At 72.1% G+C, this 16000-nt stretch carries 17 protein-coding genes; 12 read left to right on the top strand and 5 right to left on the bottom strand.

The features are described from left to right. The first annotated feature begins 145 nt into the window (after positions 1–145). From sigE to ACA361_RS38805, 4 genes are all read left to right on the top strand, one after another. The gene (sigE, locus tag ACA361_RS38820) at positions 146–697 is read left to right on the top strand and encodes an RNA polymerase sigma factor SigE (RefSeq protein ID WP_375020135.1); all 552 of its coding nucleotides are present in this window, start codon (positions 146–148) and stop codon (positions 695–697) included. Between the two features lie 139 nt (positions 698–836). After that, a complete protein-coding gene (locus ACA361_RS38815) occupies positions 837–1640 on the top strand; it encodes an alpha/beta fold hydrolase (protein ID WP_375020134.1) in 804 nt (267 codons plus the stop codon). A gap of 80 nt (positions 1641–1720) precedes the next feature. Continuing rightward, complete coding sequence (locus tag ACA361_RS38810; protein ID WP_375020133.1) at positions 1721–2272, top strand: YceI family protein; 552 nt, start codon at positions 1721–1723, stop codon at positions 2270–2272. Positions 2273–2681: 409 nt separating this feature from the next. After that, on the top strand, positions 2682–2909 hold the full coding sequence (locus ACA361_RS38805; RefSeq protein WP_375020132.1) for a hypothetical protein: 228 nt from the start codon (positions 2682–2684) through the stop codon (positions 2907–2909). Between the two features lie 49 nt (positions 2910–2958). Here the strand turns inward: ACA361_RS38805 and ACA361_RS38800 are convergent, their stop codons facing one another. Beyond that, entirely contained in the window at positions 2959–4308 is a 1350-nt protein-coding gene (locus tag ACA361_RS38800) for a sensor histidine kinase (protein ID WP_375020131.1), read from the bottom strand. 165 nt (positions 4309–4473) lie between these two features. On the opposite strand from ACA361_RS38800, the gene ACA361_RS38795 reads away from it, so the two are divergent. Genes ACA361_RS38795 through ACA361_RS38785 form a run of 3 tightly spaced genes read left to right on the top strand, consistent with a single transcriptional unit; the run spans position 4474 to position 7837 of the window. Further along, the gene (locus tag ACA361_RS38795; RefSeq protein WP_375020130.1) at positions 4474–5955 is read left to right on the top strand and encodes a glutamate--cysteine ligase; all 1482 of its coding nucleotides are present in this window, start codon (positions 4474–4476) and stop codon (positions 5953–5955) included. Positions 5956–5996: 41 nt separating this feature from the next. Next, positions 5997–6752: a response regulator transcription factor gene (locus tag ACA361_RS38790; RefSeq protein WP_375020129.1), complete on the top strand. Its 756-nt coding sequence runs from the start codon at positions 5997–5999 to the stop codon at positions 6750–6752. Beyond that, the gene (locus ACA361_RS38785; RefSeq protein WP_375020128.1) at positions 6749–7837 is read left to right on the top strand and encodes an ATP-binding protein; all 1089 of its coding nucleotides are present in this window, start codon (positions 6749–6751) and stop codon (positions 7835–7837) included. The genes ACA361_RS38790 and ACA361_RS38785 overlap by 4 nt, the downstream gene beginning before the upstream one ends. Here the strand turns inward: ACA361_RS38785 and ACA361_RS38780 are convergent. Continuing rightward, complete coding sequence (locus ACA361_RS38780) at positions 7821–9095, bottom strand: helix-turn-helix domain-containing protein (RefSeq protein WP_375020127.1); 1275 nt, start codon at positions 9093–9095, stop codon at positions 7821–7823. The two genes, ACA361_RS38785 and ACA361_RS38780, sit on opposite strands and share 17 nt — an antisense overlap. Positions 9096–9367: 272 nt before the next feature. Between ACA361_RS38780 and ACA361_RS38775 the strand changes: the two genes are divergently transcribed. Further along, a complete protein-coding gene (locus tag ACA361_RS38775; RefSeq protein ID WP_375020126.1) occupies positions 9368–10999 on the top strand; it encodes a cytochrome bc complex cytochrome b subunit in 1632 nt (543 codons plus the stop codon). A 6-nt stretch (positions 11000–11005) separates the two neighbouring features. Here ACA361_RS38775 and ACA361_RS38770 read toward each other — a convergent pair whose 3' ends face one another. Both ACA361_RS38770 and ACA361_RS38765 read right to left on the bottom strand, forming a co-directional pair. Further along, a complete protein-coding gene (locus ACA361_RS38770; protein WP_375020125.1) occupies positions 11006–11680 on the bottom strand; it encodes a response regulator in 675 nt (224 codons plus the stop codon). Then, a complete protein-coding gene (locus tag ACA361_RS38765) occupies positions 11677–11826 on the bottom strand; it encodes a hypothetical protein (protein WP_375020124.1) in 150 nt (49 codons plus the stop codon). Before ACA361_RS38765 ends, ACA361_RS38770 begins: the two co-directional genes overlap by 4 nt. Here ACA361_RS38765 and ACA361_RS38760 point away from each other — a divergent pair. The 3 genes from ACA361_RS38760 (at position 11818) to ACA361_RS38750 (ending at position 13690) form a co-directional block, all read left to right on the top strand. Continuing rightward, positions 11818–11883 carry a multicopper oxidase domain-containing protein gene (locus ACA361_RS38760; protein WP_375020159.1) on the top strand — a complete coding sequence of 22 codons (66 nt, stop codon included), beginning with the start codon at positions 11818–11820 and terminating at the stop codon, positions 11881–11883. The genes ACA361_RS38765 and ACA361_RS38760 overlap by 9 nt on opposite strands. A 451-nt stretch (positions 11884–12334) precedes the next feature. Continuing rightward, positions 12335–13054, top strand: coding sequence for a hypothetical protein (locus tag ACA361_RS38755; RefSeq protein WP_375020123.1), 720 nt, complete (start codon positions 12335–12337; stop codon positions 13052–13054). Next, on the top strand, positions 13055–13690 hold the full coding sequence (locus ACA361_RS38750; RefSeq protein WP_375020122.1) for a class F sortase: 636 nt from the start codon (positions 13055–13057) through the stop codon (positions 13688–13690). Positions 13691–13733: 43 nt separating this feature from the next. On the opposite strand, the gene ACA361_RS38745 is transcribed toward ACA361_RS38750, so the two are convergent. Next, positions 13734–14912: an MFS transporter gene (locus ACA361_RS38745; RefSeq protein ID WP_375020121.1), complete on the bottom strand. Its 1179-nt coding sequence runs from the start codon at positions 14910–14912 to the stop codon at positions 13734–13736. Positions 14913–15000: 88 nt separating this feature from the next. Here ACA361_RS38745 and ACA361_RS38740 point away from each other — a divergent pair, with 88 nt between their 5' ends. Next, positions 15001–15888, top strand: a complete 888-nt coding sequence (locus tag ACA361_RS38740) for a LysR family transcriptional regulator (RefSeq protein ID WP_375020120.1) — start codon at positions 15001–15003, stop codon at positions 15886–15888. Positions 15889–16000: the final 112 nt, after the last annotated feature.

Here is a 16000-nt window from a genome sequence, read left to right as displayed (position 1 = left end):
GAGACTTTTCTAGCCGGAGCCCTCCCAAGATCGTCTGCCGTTTCCAGCCACGCCGCGGCGTTCTTACACGGCTCTTATCTGGGTACCGGCATGCTTGGCCGTAACGATTTCGTATCAGACGGGGGTAGCGGTGAGCGCAGGTGCGATGGCGTGGACTCCTCCGACATGGGAGGAGATCGTCAGCGAGCACTCGACCAGGGTGTTCCGGCTGGCGTACCGCCTGACCGGCAACCGGCACGATGCCGAGGATCTGACCCAGGACGTCTTCATCCGCGTCTTCCGGTCCCTCTCGTCGTACAGTCCCGGCACGTTCGAGGGCTGGCTGCATCGGATCACCACCAACCTGTTCCTGGACCGCGCGCGCCGCAAGCAGCGCATCCGGTTCGACGCGCTGGGGGACGACGCCGCCGAGCGGCTGCAGGGCCGCGAGCCGTCCCCGGCCCAGGCGTACGACGACCGGCACCTGGACCACGACATCCAGAAGGCTCTGGACGAGCTGGCGCCCGAATACCGCGCCGCCGTCGTCCTGTGCGACATCGAGGGCCTGACGTACGAGGAGATCGCGGCATCCCTCGGGGTGAAGCTGGGCACCGTCCGCAGCCGCATCCACCGCGGCCGCGCGCAGCTCCGCACCGCCCTCGAACACCGCCGCCCGGCCGACGCCGGCGCCCCCGCGGACACCCCGGCGGCCCTCTGACCTCGGATCTCCCCGTGACCGCAGCACCCGCGGCGGTATGGACCGTTCCGCCGCACCTGATCGCGCATGTCCCGCGTCGCCCGGTCTGTGAGGACCATCACTCGTGACCCGCCGGTAACTTCTGGCCTACCCTCGGCGCGTGGACATCGACTTCGAGCGCCGGGGCGAAGGGCCGCCGCTGGTGCTGCTGCACGGCATCGGGCATCGCCGCCAGGGCTGGGAGCCCGTCATGGACCGGCTGGCGGCCGAACGCGACGTGATCGCCGTCGATCTGCCCGGCTTCGGCGCGTCGCCGCCGCTGCCGGCCGGGACCCCGTACACGGTGGACGCCACGATCGACGTTCTGCTGGACCTCCTCGCGAAGCTGGGGATCGAGCGGCCGCACATCGCGGGCAACTCGCTCGGCGGCCTGTTCTCGCTGGAGGCGGCCGACCGGGGGCTGGTCAGCTCGGCCACCGTGCTGTCGCCGGCCGGGTTCTACAACGCCCGCGAGCTGGCGACGGCCGCCTGGATACTGCGGGCGTCGCGGTTCGCGGCCGGGCTGCCCGCGCACGTCATGGAACGGCTCGCGAGCAACCCGCGGCTGCGGACGGCGATGTTCGGCCTGATCTACGGCCGTCCCGATCTGCTGGAGTGGGAGGCGCTGGCCGGCGACACGCGGGCGATGCGGAGCGCGGCCGGGTTCGAGCCGACGCTGCGGGCCGGGCGGAACGTACGGTTCCGCGGGTCCTGCGCCGACGTCCCGGTGACGATCGCGTGGGGCGTGAAGGACCGCCTGCTGCGCGCGAGCCAGGCCGTACGGGCCCAGCGGGCGCTGCCCAACGCGCGGTTCGTCTGGCTGGAGGGCTGCGGCCACGTCCCGATGGGGGACGACCCGGAGCTGGTGGCCAAGGTCCTGCTGGAGGGCAGCGACCATCCGATCGGGAACAAGGCCGCCGCCTAGCCGGTTGACAGTGTTTGAAACTTCAACTAGTGTCCCCCAGGACCGGTTGTTGAAACTTCAAGCACTTCTCGGGAGAGATCATGAGCATCGCCACCACCGCTCCGGGCCTGACCGCCGGCACCTGGAACATCGACCCGTCCCACTCCGAGGTCACCTTCGCGATCCGGCACCTCATGACCAAGGTACGGGGCAGCTTCACCGACTTCTCCGGCACCGTCACCGTCGCCGAGGACCTCGCCTCCTCCACCGCGACCGCCGAGATCCAGATGGCCTCCCTCGACACCCGCAACGCCGACCGCGACGCCCACGTCCGCTCCTCCGACGTCCTCGACGTCGAGAACCACCCCGCGATGACCTTCACCACCAAGGGCATCCGCGCCGAAGGCGGCGACAACTACGTGGACGGCGAGCTCACCATCCGCGGCGTCACCCGCCCCGTCACTCTCGAGGTCGAGTACCACGGCGTCGGCGACGACCCGTGGGGCGGCGTCCGCGCCGGCTTCTCCGCCACCACCACCATCAACCGCAAGGACTGGGGCATCGAGTTCAACGTCCCCCTGTCCGGCGACAAGGCCCTCCTCGGCGACAAGGTCGACATCCACCTGGAGATCCAGGCTGTGTTCTCGGCGTAGCCCTTGGCGTCGGGCGTTGGACGCCCTCCTTCGGCGGGCTTCGCGGCGATCGCCGCATCGCTCCGACTCGCCCAGGGGCTCGCTGCGCGATCAGATGCTCGCTTCGCTCGCATCTGGCTTCGCACGCGATCGCAACGCCCAGGGTCCGCACGACCTCAGCAGGCCGCCTCAGGTTGTCGGCAACGTGTCGTGCGGACCTGGCGTGGTTCCTCGCGGTTCCGCCGGAGTCGTTGTCGGAAGGCCGCTCACCAGTCGGTGAGCGCCCTTCCGGCGTGTCGGGGGGCCTGCCGGTCAGGTCGCTATGGCTTCAAGAGCAGGGCAATGAATCCCCCGCCCGGGTGCCGATCAGGCCAGGTCACGGCCATGCTTGCTACCGTTGGTAGTCAACTCCGTACAGAGAGGAGCCGTCATGCGTCGGCTCGTGATCACGCTCGTCGCCCTGGCCGCCGGTCTGCTGCTTCCGGCCGCCACCGCCCATGCCGAGGCAGGTGTGGGGCAGAAGGCGACGGCCGCCCAGTCCGCGCCCTCGGACGACGGCTGGCCGTGGTTCTGGGGGAGCGGCGACGACGACGAGGAGCAGGGCTGGGAGAACTGGGACAAGGACACCATCGACCTGGACTTCGACAACATCCTCTAGCGCGCCGGGACGCCAGGCGGCCGCCCGGCCGCCTGGCGTCCGCCGTGTGTCAGGGGAGGCGGGGAAGGGTCAACGTGAAGCGGGTGCCCGCGGGGTGGTCGTCGACCTTCAGGGTGCCGCCGTGCGCCTGGGCGATCTCGCGGGCGATGGCCAGGCCCAGGCCGGTGCCGCCGGCGCCGCGGCTGCGGGCCGTGTCCAGGCGGGTGAAGCGCTGGAAGACGCGTTCGCGGTCGGCCTCGGGGATGCCGGGGCCGTCGTCGGTGACGGACAGCTCGGCGGTGGCGCCGTTCCGCCGTAGCGCCACCTCGACCTTGCCGCCGCCGTACCGCTCGGCGTTGTCGAGGAGGTTGGCCAGGAGGCGGACGATCTGCATGCGCACGCCGCGTACCAGGACTCCTCGCGGCAGATGGGTGTCGATCACCGGGAGGGACGGGTGGCGCGCGATCTCGGTCTCCGCGAGGGCGCCGAGGTCGATGTCCTCCTCCGCGCCGGGGGCGCCGGTGCCGATGCGGGCCAGCAGGAGGAGGTCGGTGACGATCGACTCCAGCCGGTCGGTGTCGCGCAGGGCCGACCGGACCGTGTCCGTCAGGTCGGTGTCCTCGGGGTGCATCGACGCGTCCTCCAGGTTGGCGCGCAGGCCGGCGATCGGGGTGCGCAGCTCGTGGGAGGCGTCGGAGGCGAACTGGCGCTGCCGGGCGACCGCGCGTTCCAGCCGGTCGAGGGTCGCGTTCGCGGTACGGGCCAGCTCGGCGATCTCGTCCTCGCCGGCCGGCTCGGGAACGCGGCGGCTCAGGTCGCTGGCGCTGATCTCGGCGAGCTGGGCGCGGATCTGCTCGACCGGGCGGAGGGTGCGGCCGACGATGTGCCAGGTGATCCAGGCCGCCGCCGCGGAGAGGAGCACGACGGCGAGGGCGAGGAGCAGTTCCAGGAGACCGGTCACCAGGATCGAGGGCATCGGCTTGCCCGCGTACACCACGACGGAGTCGGGGGCCGTGGTGGTGCGGATGACCTCGATGGCCATGCAGCGGCCGCCGGGGCCGCGGCCGTCGCACTCGACCAGGTCCAGGATGCGCTTGTCGCGGGACGGCCACAGCGTGCTGAGCGGCGGGTGGCCGGCCGCGGCGGGGGTGGCGCCGAGGACGCGGCCGCCGGGGGCGACGACCTGGATCAGGACCCGGCCGCCGGACTCGTCGGGGATGGCGGGACCGGTGAGCGAGCCGTCGCGGACGCTGGCGCTGACCCGGCGGGCGGCGAGCTGGGTGTCCTCCAGGAGCCGGGCGCCGACGGCGGCGCGGATCGCGTAGTCGGCCCCGACGGCGATGCCGCCGAAGACGAGCGCGGCCAGCACGGCCGCGATCAGGGTGTCACGTGCCCGGATCGACCGGGGTCGAAGCCGCATCGGTCGTCCTCCTCGGCTGACCAGCCTGTCACGGCCCGTAGCGTCCCCCCAAAACTTACCCATAGGTAATGAATGTAGGGCCGTGTCGGCGCAGGTCACCGAGCATCGGACGGTCCGAAACCGGCCCCCGGGTTTCGCCACCGAACATTGGGACATGCGACTCATATGGGCAGAGATGTCACCCCCATCACCATCAGCGGCGAGGACCGGCGCCGGTACCGCGACAAAGTCCGGCAGTGCCTGGACGTGCTCGCCCGGATGCTGGCCGAGTCGCAGTTCGACTTCGAGCGCCCGCACATCGGGCTGGAGATCGAGCTGAACCTGATCGACGCCATGGGCGACCCCCTGATGCGCAACGCCGACGTGCTCAAGGCCATCGCCGATCCGGCCTGGGCCACCGAGCTGGGCCAGTTCAATCTGGAGATCAACATCCCGCCGCGGGAGCTGGGCGGCTCCGGCACCGGGGAGCTGGAGGCCGAGGTCCGGGACCATCTGAACCTGGCCGACGCGCGGGCCCGCGAGGTCGGCGCGCACCTGGTGATGATCGGCATCCTGCCGACGCTGCGCCGCTCCGACATCGGCGAGGAGACGCTGTCGGCCAACGCGCGCTACAAGATGCTGAACGACCAGATCTTCGCCGCCCGCGGCGAGGAGATGCGCATCTCGGTGGACGGCCCCGAGCCGCTGCGGATGCACACCGACACGATCCTCCCCGAGGCCGCGTGCACCAGCGTGCAGTTCCACCTCCAGGTCAGCCCCGACCATTTCGGGAACTACTGGAACGCGGCGCAGGCCATCGCCGGCCCCCAGGTGGCGCTGGCCGCCAACTCCCCGTACCTGTTCGGGAACCGGCTCTGGCAGGAGACCCGCATCACGCTGTTCGAGCAGGCCACCGACACCCGGCCGGACGAGCTGAAGACGCAGGGCGTGCGGCCGCGGGTGTGGTTCGGGGAACGCTGGATCACGTCCGTGTTCGATCTGTTCGAGGAGAACACCCGCTACTTCCCCGCGCTGCTCCCCCTGTGCGATGACGAGGACCCCGACGCCGTCCTGGAAGAGGGTGGGATCCCGGAGCTGGGCGAGCTGAGCCTGCACAACGGGACGGTCTACCGCTGGAACCGCCCCATCTACGCCGTCGTGAACGGCCGCCCGCACCTGCGCGTGGAGAACCGCGTCCTGCCGGCCGGGCCGACCGTCGCCGACGTCGTGGCGAACGGCGCGTTCTACTACGGCCTCGTGCGGATGCTCGCCGAGGAGGAGCGGCCGGTGTGGACGCGGATGTCGTTCGCGACCGCGGCGGAGAACCTGCACCGGTCCGCACGGGACGGGCTGGAGGCGATCCTGTACTGGCCGGGGATCGGCGAGGTGCCGGCCGCCGAGCTGATCCAGCGGACGCTGCTGCCGCTGGCGTACGAGGGCCTGGACCGCTGGGACGTCGACCCGGCGCGCCGCGACCGGCTGCTCGGGATCATCGAGCGGCGCTGCGCGACCGGGCGGACGGGGGCGGCCTGGCAGATCCAGACCGTCGACGCGATCCAGGAGTCGTTCGGGACGGAGCGGCATGAGGCGCTGCGGCTGATGACGCAGAGCTACACGCGGCTGATGCACTCGAACGAGCCCGTGCACACCTGGCCGATCGGGCCCTAGACCCCCACACAATCCACACATTTCCCTCATACAGTCGGGCTGTGCAACGCATCCTGGTGGTTGAGGACGAGCCGACGATCGCGCGGGCGGTGGCCGACCGGCTGGCGGCCGAGGGGTTCGCGGTGGAGATCGCCGCGGACGGGCCGGCCGCGGTGGCCGCCGCGCGGTCGTACGCGCCGGACCTGATCGTGCTCGACGTCATGCTCCCGGGCTTCGACGGCCTGGAGGTCTGCCGCCGCGTCCAGGCGGAACGGCCCGTACCGGTGCTGATGCTCACCGCGCGCGACGACGAGACCGACATGCTGGTCGGGCTGGGCGTCGGCGCCGACGACTACATCACCAAGCCGTTCAGCATGCGCGAGCTGTCGGCCCGGGTACGCGCCGTGCTGCGGCGGGTCGAGCGCTCCGCCGCCGCCCCGCCCGCCGTGCCCGTCGAGACGGCGACGCTGCGGGCCGGGCCGCTGGAGATCGACCAGGGTTCGCGGCGCGTCCGCCGGGACGGGCTGGAGGTGCACCTGACCCCGACCGAGTTCGAGCTGCTCGGCTGCCTGGCCCGCAACCGCGGGACGGTGCTGACCCGCGCCGTCCTGCTGGAGCAGGTCTGGGACTGGGCGGGCGCGTCCGGGACGCGGGCCGTCGACAGCCATGTCAAGGCGCTGCGCCGCAAGCTGGGCGCGGACCTGATCCGTACCGTTCACGGTGTCGGCTACAGCCTGGAAGTACCCGTCCCCACGGCCGGCGGGCGTGGGGGGTCGTCCCCCCACGGCAACGCTTTGGCCGGGAACGGTGGGGCGTGAGCGCGCCCGTCGTCCACAGGCTGTGGGCGAAGCTGCCGCGGCCGCTGGACCCGCTGCGCTCGATCAAGGTGAAGTTCGGGATCGTCGCGGCCGTGATGGCGTGCACGGCGATCCTCATGGTCCTGTGGGGGTACCTGCTGGACTTCCGTGCCCGGCAGACGCTCCCGGTCGCCGTGTTCGGCTCGCTGGTCGTGGCGCAGCTGCTCGCGCACGGCATGACGTCGCCGCTGCGCGAGATGACCGCCGCGGCACGGGCGATGGCGCGCGGCGACTACAGCCGGCGGGTACGGGCGACGTCGCGGGACGAGGTGGGCGAGCTGGCCCAGGCGTTCAACCGGATGGCCGCCGACCTCGCCGAGGTGGACCGGCAGCGCCGCGAGTTCGTCGCGAACGTCTCGCACGAGCTGCGCACGCCGATCAGCGCGCTGCGGGCCGTGCTGGAGAACGTCGCCGACGGCGTCACCCCGGCGACCCCGGACGTGCTGGAGTCCGCGCTGGAGCAGACCGAGCGCCTCGGCCGCCTGGTCACGCAGCTGCTCGACATGTCCCGGGTGGACGCGGGCGCGGCGCGGCTGGACGCGAGCGAGATCGACGTCGCCGCGTTCCTCGGGGACGTGATCGCGGAGGCGAGCGCGGGCCGTCCCGGCGGCGCCATCGAGGCGGACGTGGTGCCCGGCCTGCGCGCGGTCGCCGACCGCGACCGGCTCCACCAGGTGGTGGCGAACCTGCTCGACAACGCGTCCCGGCACAGCCCGCCCGGCGCGCCCGTCACGGTGACCGCCCGCCCGGCCGAGGACGGCGGCCTGGTCCTGGAGGTCGCCGACGAGGGCCCCGGCATCCCGCCGAGCGAGCGCGCCCGCGTCTTCGAGCGCTTCTCCCGCGGCACGGCCGTCCAGGCGGCCCGCATCGGCACCCCCGGCGGCGGCACGGGGCTCGGCCTGGCCATCGCGCGCTGGGCGGTCGACCTGCACGGCGGCGACATCCGCGTCCTCGGCACGGCGCGCGGCTGCCACATCCGCGTCACGATCCCCGGCGCGCCGGGGCCTCGCGCCGAGACGGCGGACGGGGTCAGCGGCGGAACGTGACGACCTCGCCGGAGTCGCCGACGGCCTCGCGGGCGGCGGGCGGCAGGCGCTCCCCCGCCTGGTCGGTCAGCAGCGCGCGGGCCCGCAGCACGATCTCCAGGTCGAAGCGCAGGTCGGGGTCCATGAGCTGGTCGCCGAACAGCTCCTCCAGCTGGCGCAGCCGGTAGCGGACGGTCTGCGGGTGGACGTGCAGCCGCAGCGCGACCTCGTTGGCGTTGCGGCCGGACTGGAGCCAGGCCAGCAGCGTCTCGGCCAGCCGGTCCTGCTGGCCGGCGCGCAGGTGGGCGAGCGGGGCCAGCCGCAGCCCGGCCAGCGAGGTGATCAGCTCCTCGTCCTGGAAGAGGATCAGCGTGGACATGTGCTCGACGCTGCGGATCACGCCGCTGTCGGCCTCGATCACGCCGCGTTCGACCAGCCCGAGGGTCTTGCGGGCCCACTGGATCGACCGGGCGGCCTCGGCGACCGGAACGGTCGGCCCGATCACGGCCAGCCGGCCGCTGAGGGAGCGGTCCACGACGTTGGCCCGGCCTGGCCCGTCCGGGTCGGGGATGATCAGGCTGGGGGTGCGGCGGGTCAGGTCGACCAGCACGTCCGGCGGGAACGCGGGCTGCCGGGCGCCCTGGGCGTCGCGGCCGAGCGCCACCGCGGCGATCGTCCGGGGGACCGGCCAGTGCGCGGCGGCGGCCAGGTCGGCGATCGCCTCCGGGCCGACCGGCGGGTCGGCGAACAGCAGGTCGAGCAGCCGCTTGCGGCGCCTCTGCATCTCGCCGGCGACGGCGGCCTTGGCCTGCGCGTACCCCTCGGCGGCGGCCGTGGCCAGCTCGTCCTGGAACTGCATCATGACCTCGCCGACCGCGCCCAGCGTGCCGGGTGACACCTCCAGCACCATCGCGCCCTCGGTGATCCGCCGCCAGGCGACCATGCCGCCGACCCGCATCGCGGTGTGGACGGCGTCCAGGCTGCGCCCCTCGCCCGCCTCGCCGCGCCCGATCGCGCGGAAGAAGTCGGCCACCGGGCCGGAGTCGTGCCCGGCGTCGCCGACCCGGTCGACGAAGTAGTGCAGGACGCGCTCGACGGCCTGCCGCATGGTGCCGGAGTACGCGCCGTCGCCCGGCCGGTCGTACTCGCGGACCCGGGACCTGATCTCCTGGATCATGTCGTCGGCGACCTCGTCCAGGTGCGGCCGCATGTGATCGGCCAGTTCCCGGGGCAGGTCGCTCCACGGCCGCTCGAAGGGCCCGGATCCGTCTTCGGCCACGCGTACCTCCCTGACCCGCCCGGTCCCGCGTTGTCGCAGACCGGACACGCGGGGTAATTGCTTACTTATGCGGCATATGTGGTGAAAATCATGTCCCCTGACGGCGCTGGACGCAAAGTCCAGTTGGAGATTCGTCCAGATTCGGACTGCTTCGATGTCGAGATGTCACAACCGAACCCCCTGGCCCGTCCACCCGGTGAGTGCGACATTGGAGAACGAACCACCGATGCGAGGGGTGGACCCGCGGCGGCCCGCCCGTGCGGGAGGTCCGCGTGGCGAGACAGCAGCACCGGCGGCCGCCGAAGGCGCTCGCCGGCACCGGCAAGGCGATCGACGAACGGTTCGGCGGGGCCGCCTGGGCCCGCAAGTCCATCCGCAAGGCGTTCCCCGACCACTGGAGCTTCCTCCTCGGTGAGATCGCGATGTACTCCTTCGTGATCATCCTGCTGACCGGGGTCTTCCTCACCCTGTTCTTCAAGCCGAGCATGACCGAGGTCGTGTACGAGGGGCCCTACCAGCCCCTTCACGGCGTGCGGATGAGCGAGGCGTACGCGTCCACCCTGCACATCACCTTCGAGGTGCGCGGCGGCCTGCTCATGCGGCAGATCCACCACTGGTCGACGATCATCTTCATGGCGGCCATCGTCGTCCACCTGCTCCGCAACTTCTTCACCGGGGCGTTCCGCAAGCCGCGCGAGCTCAACTGGCTGATCGGCATCGTGCTGTTCATGCTCGTAATGGTGAACGGCCTGTTCGGCTACTCGCTCCCCGACGACCTGCTCTCCGGCACCGGCCTGCGGATCCTGGAAGGCGTCCTCCTCGGCATCCCGGTGGTGGGCACGTACGCGCAGATGTTCCTGTTCGGCGGCGAGTTCCCCGGCGACCTGATCATCCCGCGGCTGTACGTCATCCACATCCTGCTCATCCCCGGCATCCTGCTCGCCCTCATCCCCCTCCACGCCATCGTCCTCACCTGGATGCAGACCCACACCCAGTTCCCGGGCAAGGGCAGTACGAACCGGACGGTCTACGGATACCAGTTCTTCCCGGTCTTCATCGGCAAGACCACCGCGTTCTTCCTGTGGGTCTTCGCCGCCACCGCGCTGCTCGCGACGTTCTTCCAGATCAACCCGATCTGGCTGTTCGGCCCGTACGATCCGGGCGCCATCAGCGCCGGCTCGCAACCCGACTGGTACATGGGCTGGCTGGAGGGCGCCCTGCGCATCATGCCGTCGTGGGAGATCAGCGCGTTCGGCCACACCATCGCGATGAGCGTCGTCGTCCCGGCCCTGGTCGTCCCCGGCATCCTGTTCACGGGACTGGCGGTGTACCCGTTCCTGGAACGGTGGGTCACCGGCGACAAGGAGATCCACCACCTCCTCGACCGGCCCCGCGACGTCCCGGCCCGTACCGGCATCGGCATGGGCGGCGTCGTCTTCTACGGCGTCCTGTGGGCGGCCGGCGGCAACGACGTCATCGCCCACACGTTCCAGATCCCCCTCTTCTGGACGACCTGGTTCTTCCGCGTCGCGATCATCCTCGGCCCCGTCCTGGCGTACGCCATCGCGTACCGGATCTGCCTCGGCCTCCAGCGCCGCGACGCCGCGCTCATCGAGCACGGCCTGGAGACCGGCATCATCGTCCAGTCCCCCGACGGCGAGTTCACCGAGGTCGAACGCCGCCTCTCCGACGAGGCCGCCGCCCCCATCACCGACGACCGCCCGCCCGCGGCCGTCGCCCTGGCCCGCCCGGCCGTCAAGGGCGTCGACGCCCCCGAGTCCCGCAGCCGCCTCGGCCGCGTCCGCCTCGCCCTGAACCGCCGCTTCATGGCCGACCTCACCGAACGCCCCCGGCCCCACCCGAACGGCCACGAGAAAGAGGAACGCAAATCCCTCAACCCCTGAACGGCCCTACTCGGTCCGGGTGGAGCGGCCCGGGGTGGTGAGGCCGGATTCGTAGGCGAAGACGACCAGCTGGGCGCGGTCGCGGGCGCCGAGCTTGGTGATCGAGCGGCTGACGTGCGTCTTCACGGTGGCGTGGCTGATGACCAGGTGGGCGGCGATCTCCTCGTTGGACATCCCGGTCGCGACGAGGGCGACGATCTCGCGCTCGCGCGCGGTCAGCCGGTCCAGCTCCGCGCCGCCGGACGGGCGGGGGACGGTGGTGACGTACTCCTCGATCAGCCGCCGCGTGATCGACGGTGACAGCAGCGCGTCGCCGCGGGCCGCGACCCGTACCGACCGCAGCAGGTCGGCGGGCTCGATGTCCTTGAGCAGGAACCCGCAGGCCCCCGCGCGCAGGGCCGCGAAGACGTACTCGTCGATGGCGTAGTTGGTCAGGATCACGACCCGGACGCCCGCGAGGCCGGGATCGGCGCCGATCCGGCGGGTGGCCTGGATGCCGTCCAGCAGCGGCATCCGCACGTCCAGGAGGGTCACGTCGGGCAGCAGGGTCCGGCACAGCTCCACGGCCTCGGCGCCGTCGGCCGCCTCGCCGACGACCTCGATGTCCTCGGCCATCTCCAGCAGCGCGCGGAAGCCCGCGCGGATCAGCGGCTGGTCGTCGGCCAGCAGGACCCGGATCACGCGGAGGCCGGTACGGGCAGTTCGGCGCGGACGGCGAAGCCGCCGCCGTCGCGGGGTCCGGCGGCCAGCGTGCCGCCGACGGCGACCGCCCGCTCGCGCATCCCGATCAGCCCCATCCCGTGCCCCGCGGCCGCTACATGATGCACTGCCACAACCTCGAACACGAGGACATGGCCATGATGGCCGACTTCGAGGTCGTCTGACCCGTGCCCGGGCCGGACGCGTCGCCGCCGCCTGAAGTTCTGGGTGGACGCGGGAGCAGCGGCGGAATTCCTCGACGAACATCGGATCGCCCGGAAAGCCCTCCGATTTGGGCGCGGGGTACTCCAGCACCTCGACCACGGCTTCCACGCCATATCGATCACTATGGCGAAGGGGTGCGACAGGATTCCGAAATGGATCATCTCCCGCGGTCACGCGAGAACCGGAAAGGTTTACGCAACCCTCCAGACTGGCCGGACCCGGTCAGTCCAACATTATTTCCACATAATTCGCTTGTGTCGCAATAGCTCGTCGTTAAGCTGCGAGCCCATCATTCCCATTCGTTCTCACCGGTTCACGATCGGCGAGCGCGCCCCATGTCCCCCGCCATGGGAGGAACGCGCCACCGCCACCGGTGGGGAACACGAAGATCTCCGAACAGAGGAGCAGGACATGCGCGCAACCCGCCTGGCCGCGACAGGACTCGCCGCGGGGGCAATGGTCCTCGGGATGGCCGCCCCGGCCCTGGCCACGCCTCCGGCCACGGTCACTCCCGGTGCCTTCTGCGACGACGCGGACCTCGGCAAGACGGCCAAGGCCGACAACGGCAAGACCTACGTGTGCAAGAAGAAGAAGCCGACGGACAAGCAGGGCCGCTGGCTGCCCGTCGCGCCCGGCGGGGAGGACCCCAAGCCGACGCCCACGCCGACGCTCACGCCCCCGAAGCCGACGTTCAAGTTCGGCTACGACAAGGTGCAGCTGTCGAGCCGGCGCGTCGTGCCCGGCGGTACGACGACGTTCACGGTGACGTGCCCGAGCGCGGTCAGCATCACCGGCAACGGCTACACCCAGAACCCGCTGGCGGTGAAGAAGGTCGGCGCGAACAAGTGGAGCGCCACGGGCAAGTTCCGCAGCAGCCTGCCCGACCCGACGACCGCGACGGTGGTCTGCAAGGGCTTCGGCTCGGTGAAGTTCAGCACCAGCCCGGAGAAGGGCGACGACAACCTCGGCCCCAAGCAGCCGAAGATCCCGACCGGGCGGATCGACACCGGTGACGGCAGCACGCTCGCGCAGGACGCGTCGCCGATGGCGGCGGCCGGTCTGGGCGCGCTCGCGGTGGCCGGGATCGGCGCGTTCGCGCTGCGCCGCAGGACGGTCCGGGAGCGGGGCTGAATGGCCGGGTTCCCAGAGTCGGCCCCTGGTCGCCGCGTCCTCGGCGCGGCGACCGGGGTACTGATCGCCGGGCTCGTGCTCGGCGGCTGCGGAGGCGGCGGCGGGACCGGGGCGTCCGGTACGCCGGAGCCCGAGGCGAGCGCCGCCACGACGGCCGCCGCGAACGCCGCGCCGCTGTCCGAGTCCCCGCCGACGAAGATCACCATCGCGAAGATCGGCGTGTCCGCGCCGGTGGGGAAGCTGGGGCTGCGGCCCGACGGGCGGATCGAGGAGCCGCCTCTCAGCAAGCCCAACCTGACCGGCTGGTACAAGGAGGGCGTCACGCCCGGCGAGACCGGCCCGTCGGTCGTGCTCGGCCATGTCGACGCCAAGGGCAGGCCGGCGGTGTTCGCCCGGCTGAAGGAGCTGAAGCCGGGCGACAGGATCCAGGTCGCCCGCCAGGACGGCTCCACCGCCACGTTCGCCGTGGAACGGTCGCAGCGCGTCGACAAGAACGCCTTCCCGCACAAGAAGGTCTTCGGTGAGGAGCTGGACCATTCGGCCCTGCGCCTGGTGACCTGCGGCGGCGCGTTCGACCCGGCCTCCGGCCACTACAAGGACAACCTGATCGTCTACGCGAAGCTGGCCGGCGCCTGACTTCGCGAGGCCGCCGGTCCGCGCGAGCGGGCCGGCGGCCTTCTCATGTCCTGGCGGGATCCCTCCCGAGGACGGCGGTCAGGAGGGCGCCGAGGGCGAGCGCGCCGCCCAGCCACATGGCGGACTCGATCGCCGTCGCGTCGGCCAGGAGACCGCCGGTCAACGCGCCCAGGGCGATGGCGGTGTTGAACGCGGCGACGAAGAGCGACGAGGCCCCTTCGCGGGCGCCGGGGGACGCGGCGAGCATCCAGGTCTGCGTGCTCACGGAGACGCCGCCGTACGCGAGGCCCCACACGGCCATCAGGGCGGTCGCGGCGGGGACGGAGCCGCCGAGCACGGGGATCAGCAGGACGGTGGCGGCCAGGACCGCGCTGATGAGGACGAGGGTGCGGCGGGGCGAGCGCGCCGCGCCGAGCCCCGCGGCGAAGTTCCCGGCCACGCCCGCGACGCCGTAGACGAGGAGCAGGGTGCCGATCGTGGCGGGCCCGGCTCCGGCGGTGTCCTCCAGTACCGGCCTGATGTACGTGTACGCGGCGAAGTGGCCGGTGACGAGGAACGCCACCAGGACCAGGCCGGTACGGACGGGAGCGTCGCCCAGGAGGCGGAACACCCCGGACAGCGGAACGGTCCGTTCGGGAGGCAGCGGCGGAAGGAGTACGGACAGGGCCAGCAGTACGAGCAGGGCAAGGCCCGCTGTCACCAGGAAGGCCGCGCGCCAGCCCCAGAGCGCGCCGACGTACGCGCCGGCGGGGATTCCCAGTACGGACGCCACGGCGATGCCGCTGAAGACGAGAGAGGTCGCGGGGCCTGCCGATCTCGGCGGTACGAGCCGTACGGCGAGGCTCGCCGCGATGGCCCACACGCCGCCCATCCCGATCCCGACGAGGACGCGGGCCCCGATCATGACGGCGAGGTTCGGCGCCCACGCGGCACCGAGGTTGCCGATCACCAGGACGGCCATCAGCGCGCACAGCACGGGCCGCCGGTCGTACTCCCTCAGCAGGGCGGTGAGGAGCGGCGCGGAGACCGCGGCGGTCAGGCCGGTGATCGTGAGGGTGAGGCCGGCGGCGCCTTCCGAGACGCCGAGGGCGGCGCCCATGGGGGTGAGCAGGCCGACGGGGAGCATCTCGGCGGTGACCACCGTGAACGTGGCGGCGGCCAGGGCCGCCACGCCCGGCCAGGCGTGCGGGGTGTGGACCTGCGGTTTCGTCGGTTGAGCCATGGGACCAGCGAAGCGGGCGGGCCCGGCGGGGAACAACGGGCGATCGCTCATGCTTCTATGAGCCGGGCTCATCGATCGGGGGTGCGGTGTGGGCGGAGTGGAGATCGGCGAACTGGAGGCGTTCCTGGCGCTGGCAGACGAGCTGCACTTCGGGCGGGCCGGGGAGCGGCTGTACCTGTCGCAGAGCCGCGTCAGCCAGCTGATCCGTTCGCTGGAGAGCAGGGTCGGCGCGCGGCTGGTCGAGCGGACGAGCCGGCGCGTGCGGCTCACCCCGCTCGGCGAGCGGCTGCTCGCCGAGGCGCGTCCCGCGTACGACGATCTGCGGGCGGCGCTGGAGAACGCCCGCGCCGGTGCGCGGGGCGTCACCGGACGCCTGCGGATCGCCTTCCAGGGGACGCCGGACGAGCAGGTGATGAGGGCGGTCGAGGTGTTCGGGGAGCGGCATCCGGGCTGCGCGACGGAGATCGTGGAGCTGCCGTTCGACGATCCGTTCGGCCCGGTCCGCCGGGACGAGGTGGACGCCGCCGTGGTCCTGCTGCCGGTACGGGAGGACGATCTCGTGCTCGGGCCGGTGCTGTCCGAGCAGCCGCAGACGCTCGCGCTCTCCACCCGCCATCCGTTCGCCGGGCGGGCCGCGCTCACCGCCGAGGACCTCGCCGACCTGCCCCTCATCGGCACCGGCGGGCCGGCGCCGGACTACTGGAAGCGCGCGCAGGCGCCTCGCGTCACCCCCGGCGGCCGGGCCGTTCCGCAGGGGCCCGCCGTGAGCACCTTGCAGGAGGGGCTGGCGGCGGTGGCGGCGGGGCTCGGCGGCATGCTCCTGTGCCGCCCGACGGCCGAGTACCTCGCGCGCCGCACCGTCACGTCCGTTCCCGTGACCGGGCTCGCGCCCTCGGCGCTCGGCCTGGTCTGGCACCGCGACCGCGAGACCGCCCGCGTCCGCGCCTTCGCGCAGGCCCTCGCACGTCCCGCGTAGTGCGTGCCGGGCACGTACGTGGTGATTTCCGTGGCCGGCACGGAAGCGGTCCCGGGCCCCGCCGGGAGAAGCTGTGGTCACGGCGAACGGCCCGGCACGAGCCGGGATCGAC

The organism is Actinomadura sp. 21ATH (assembly GCF_041951345.1).
Lineage (GTDB): Bacteria > Actinomycetota > Actinomycetes > Streptosporangiales > Streptosporangiaceae > Spirillospora.
The sequence above is the reverse complement of the archived record's forward strand: the minus strand, read 5'-3'. Positions and strand labels throughout refer to the sequence as shown.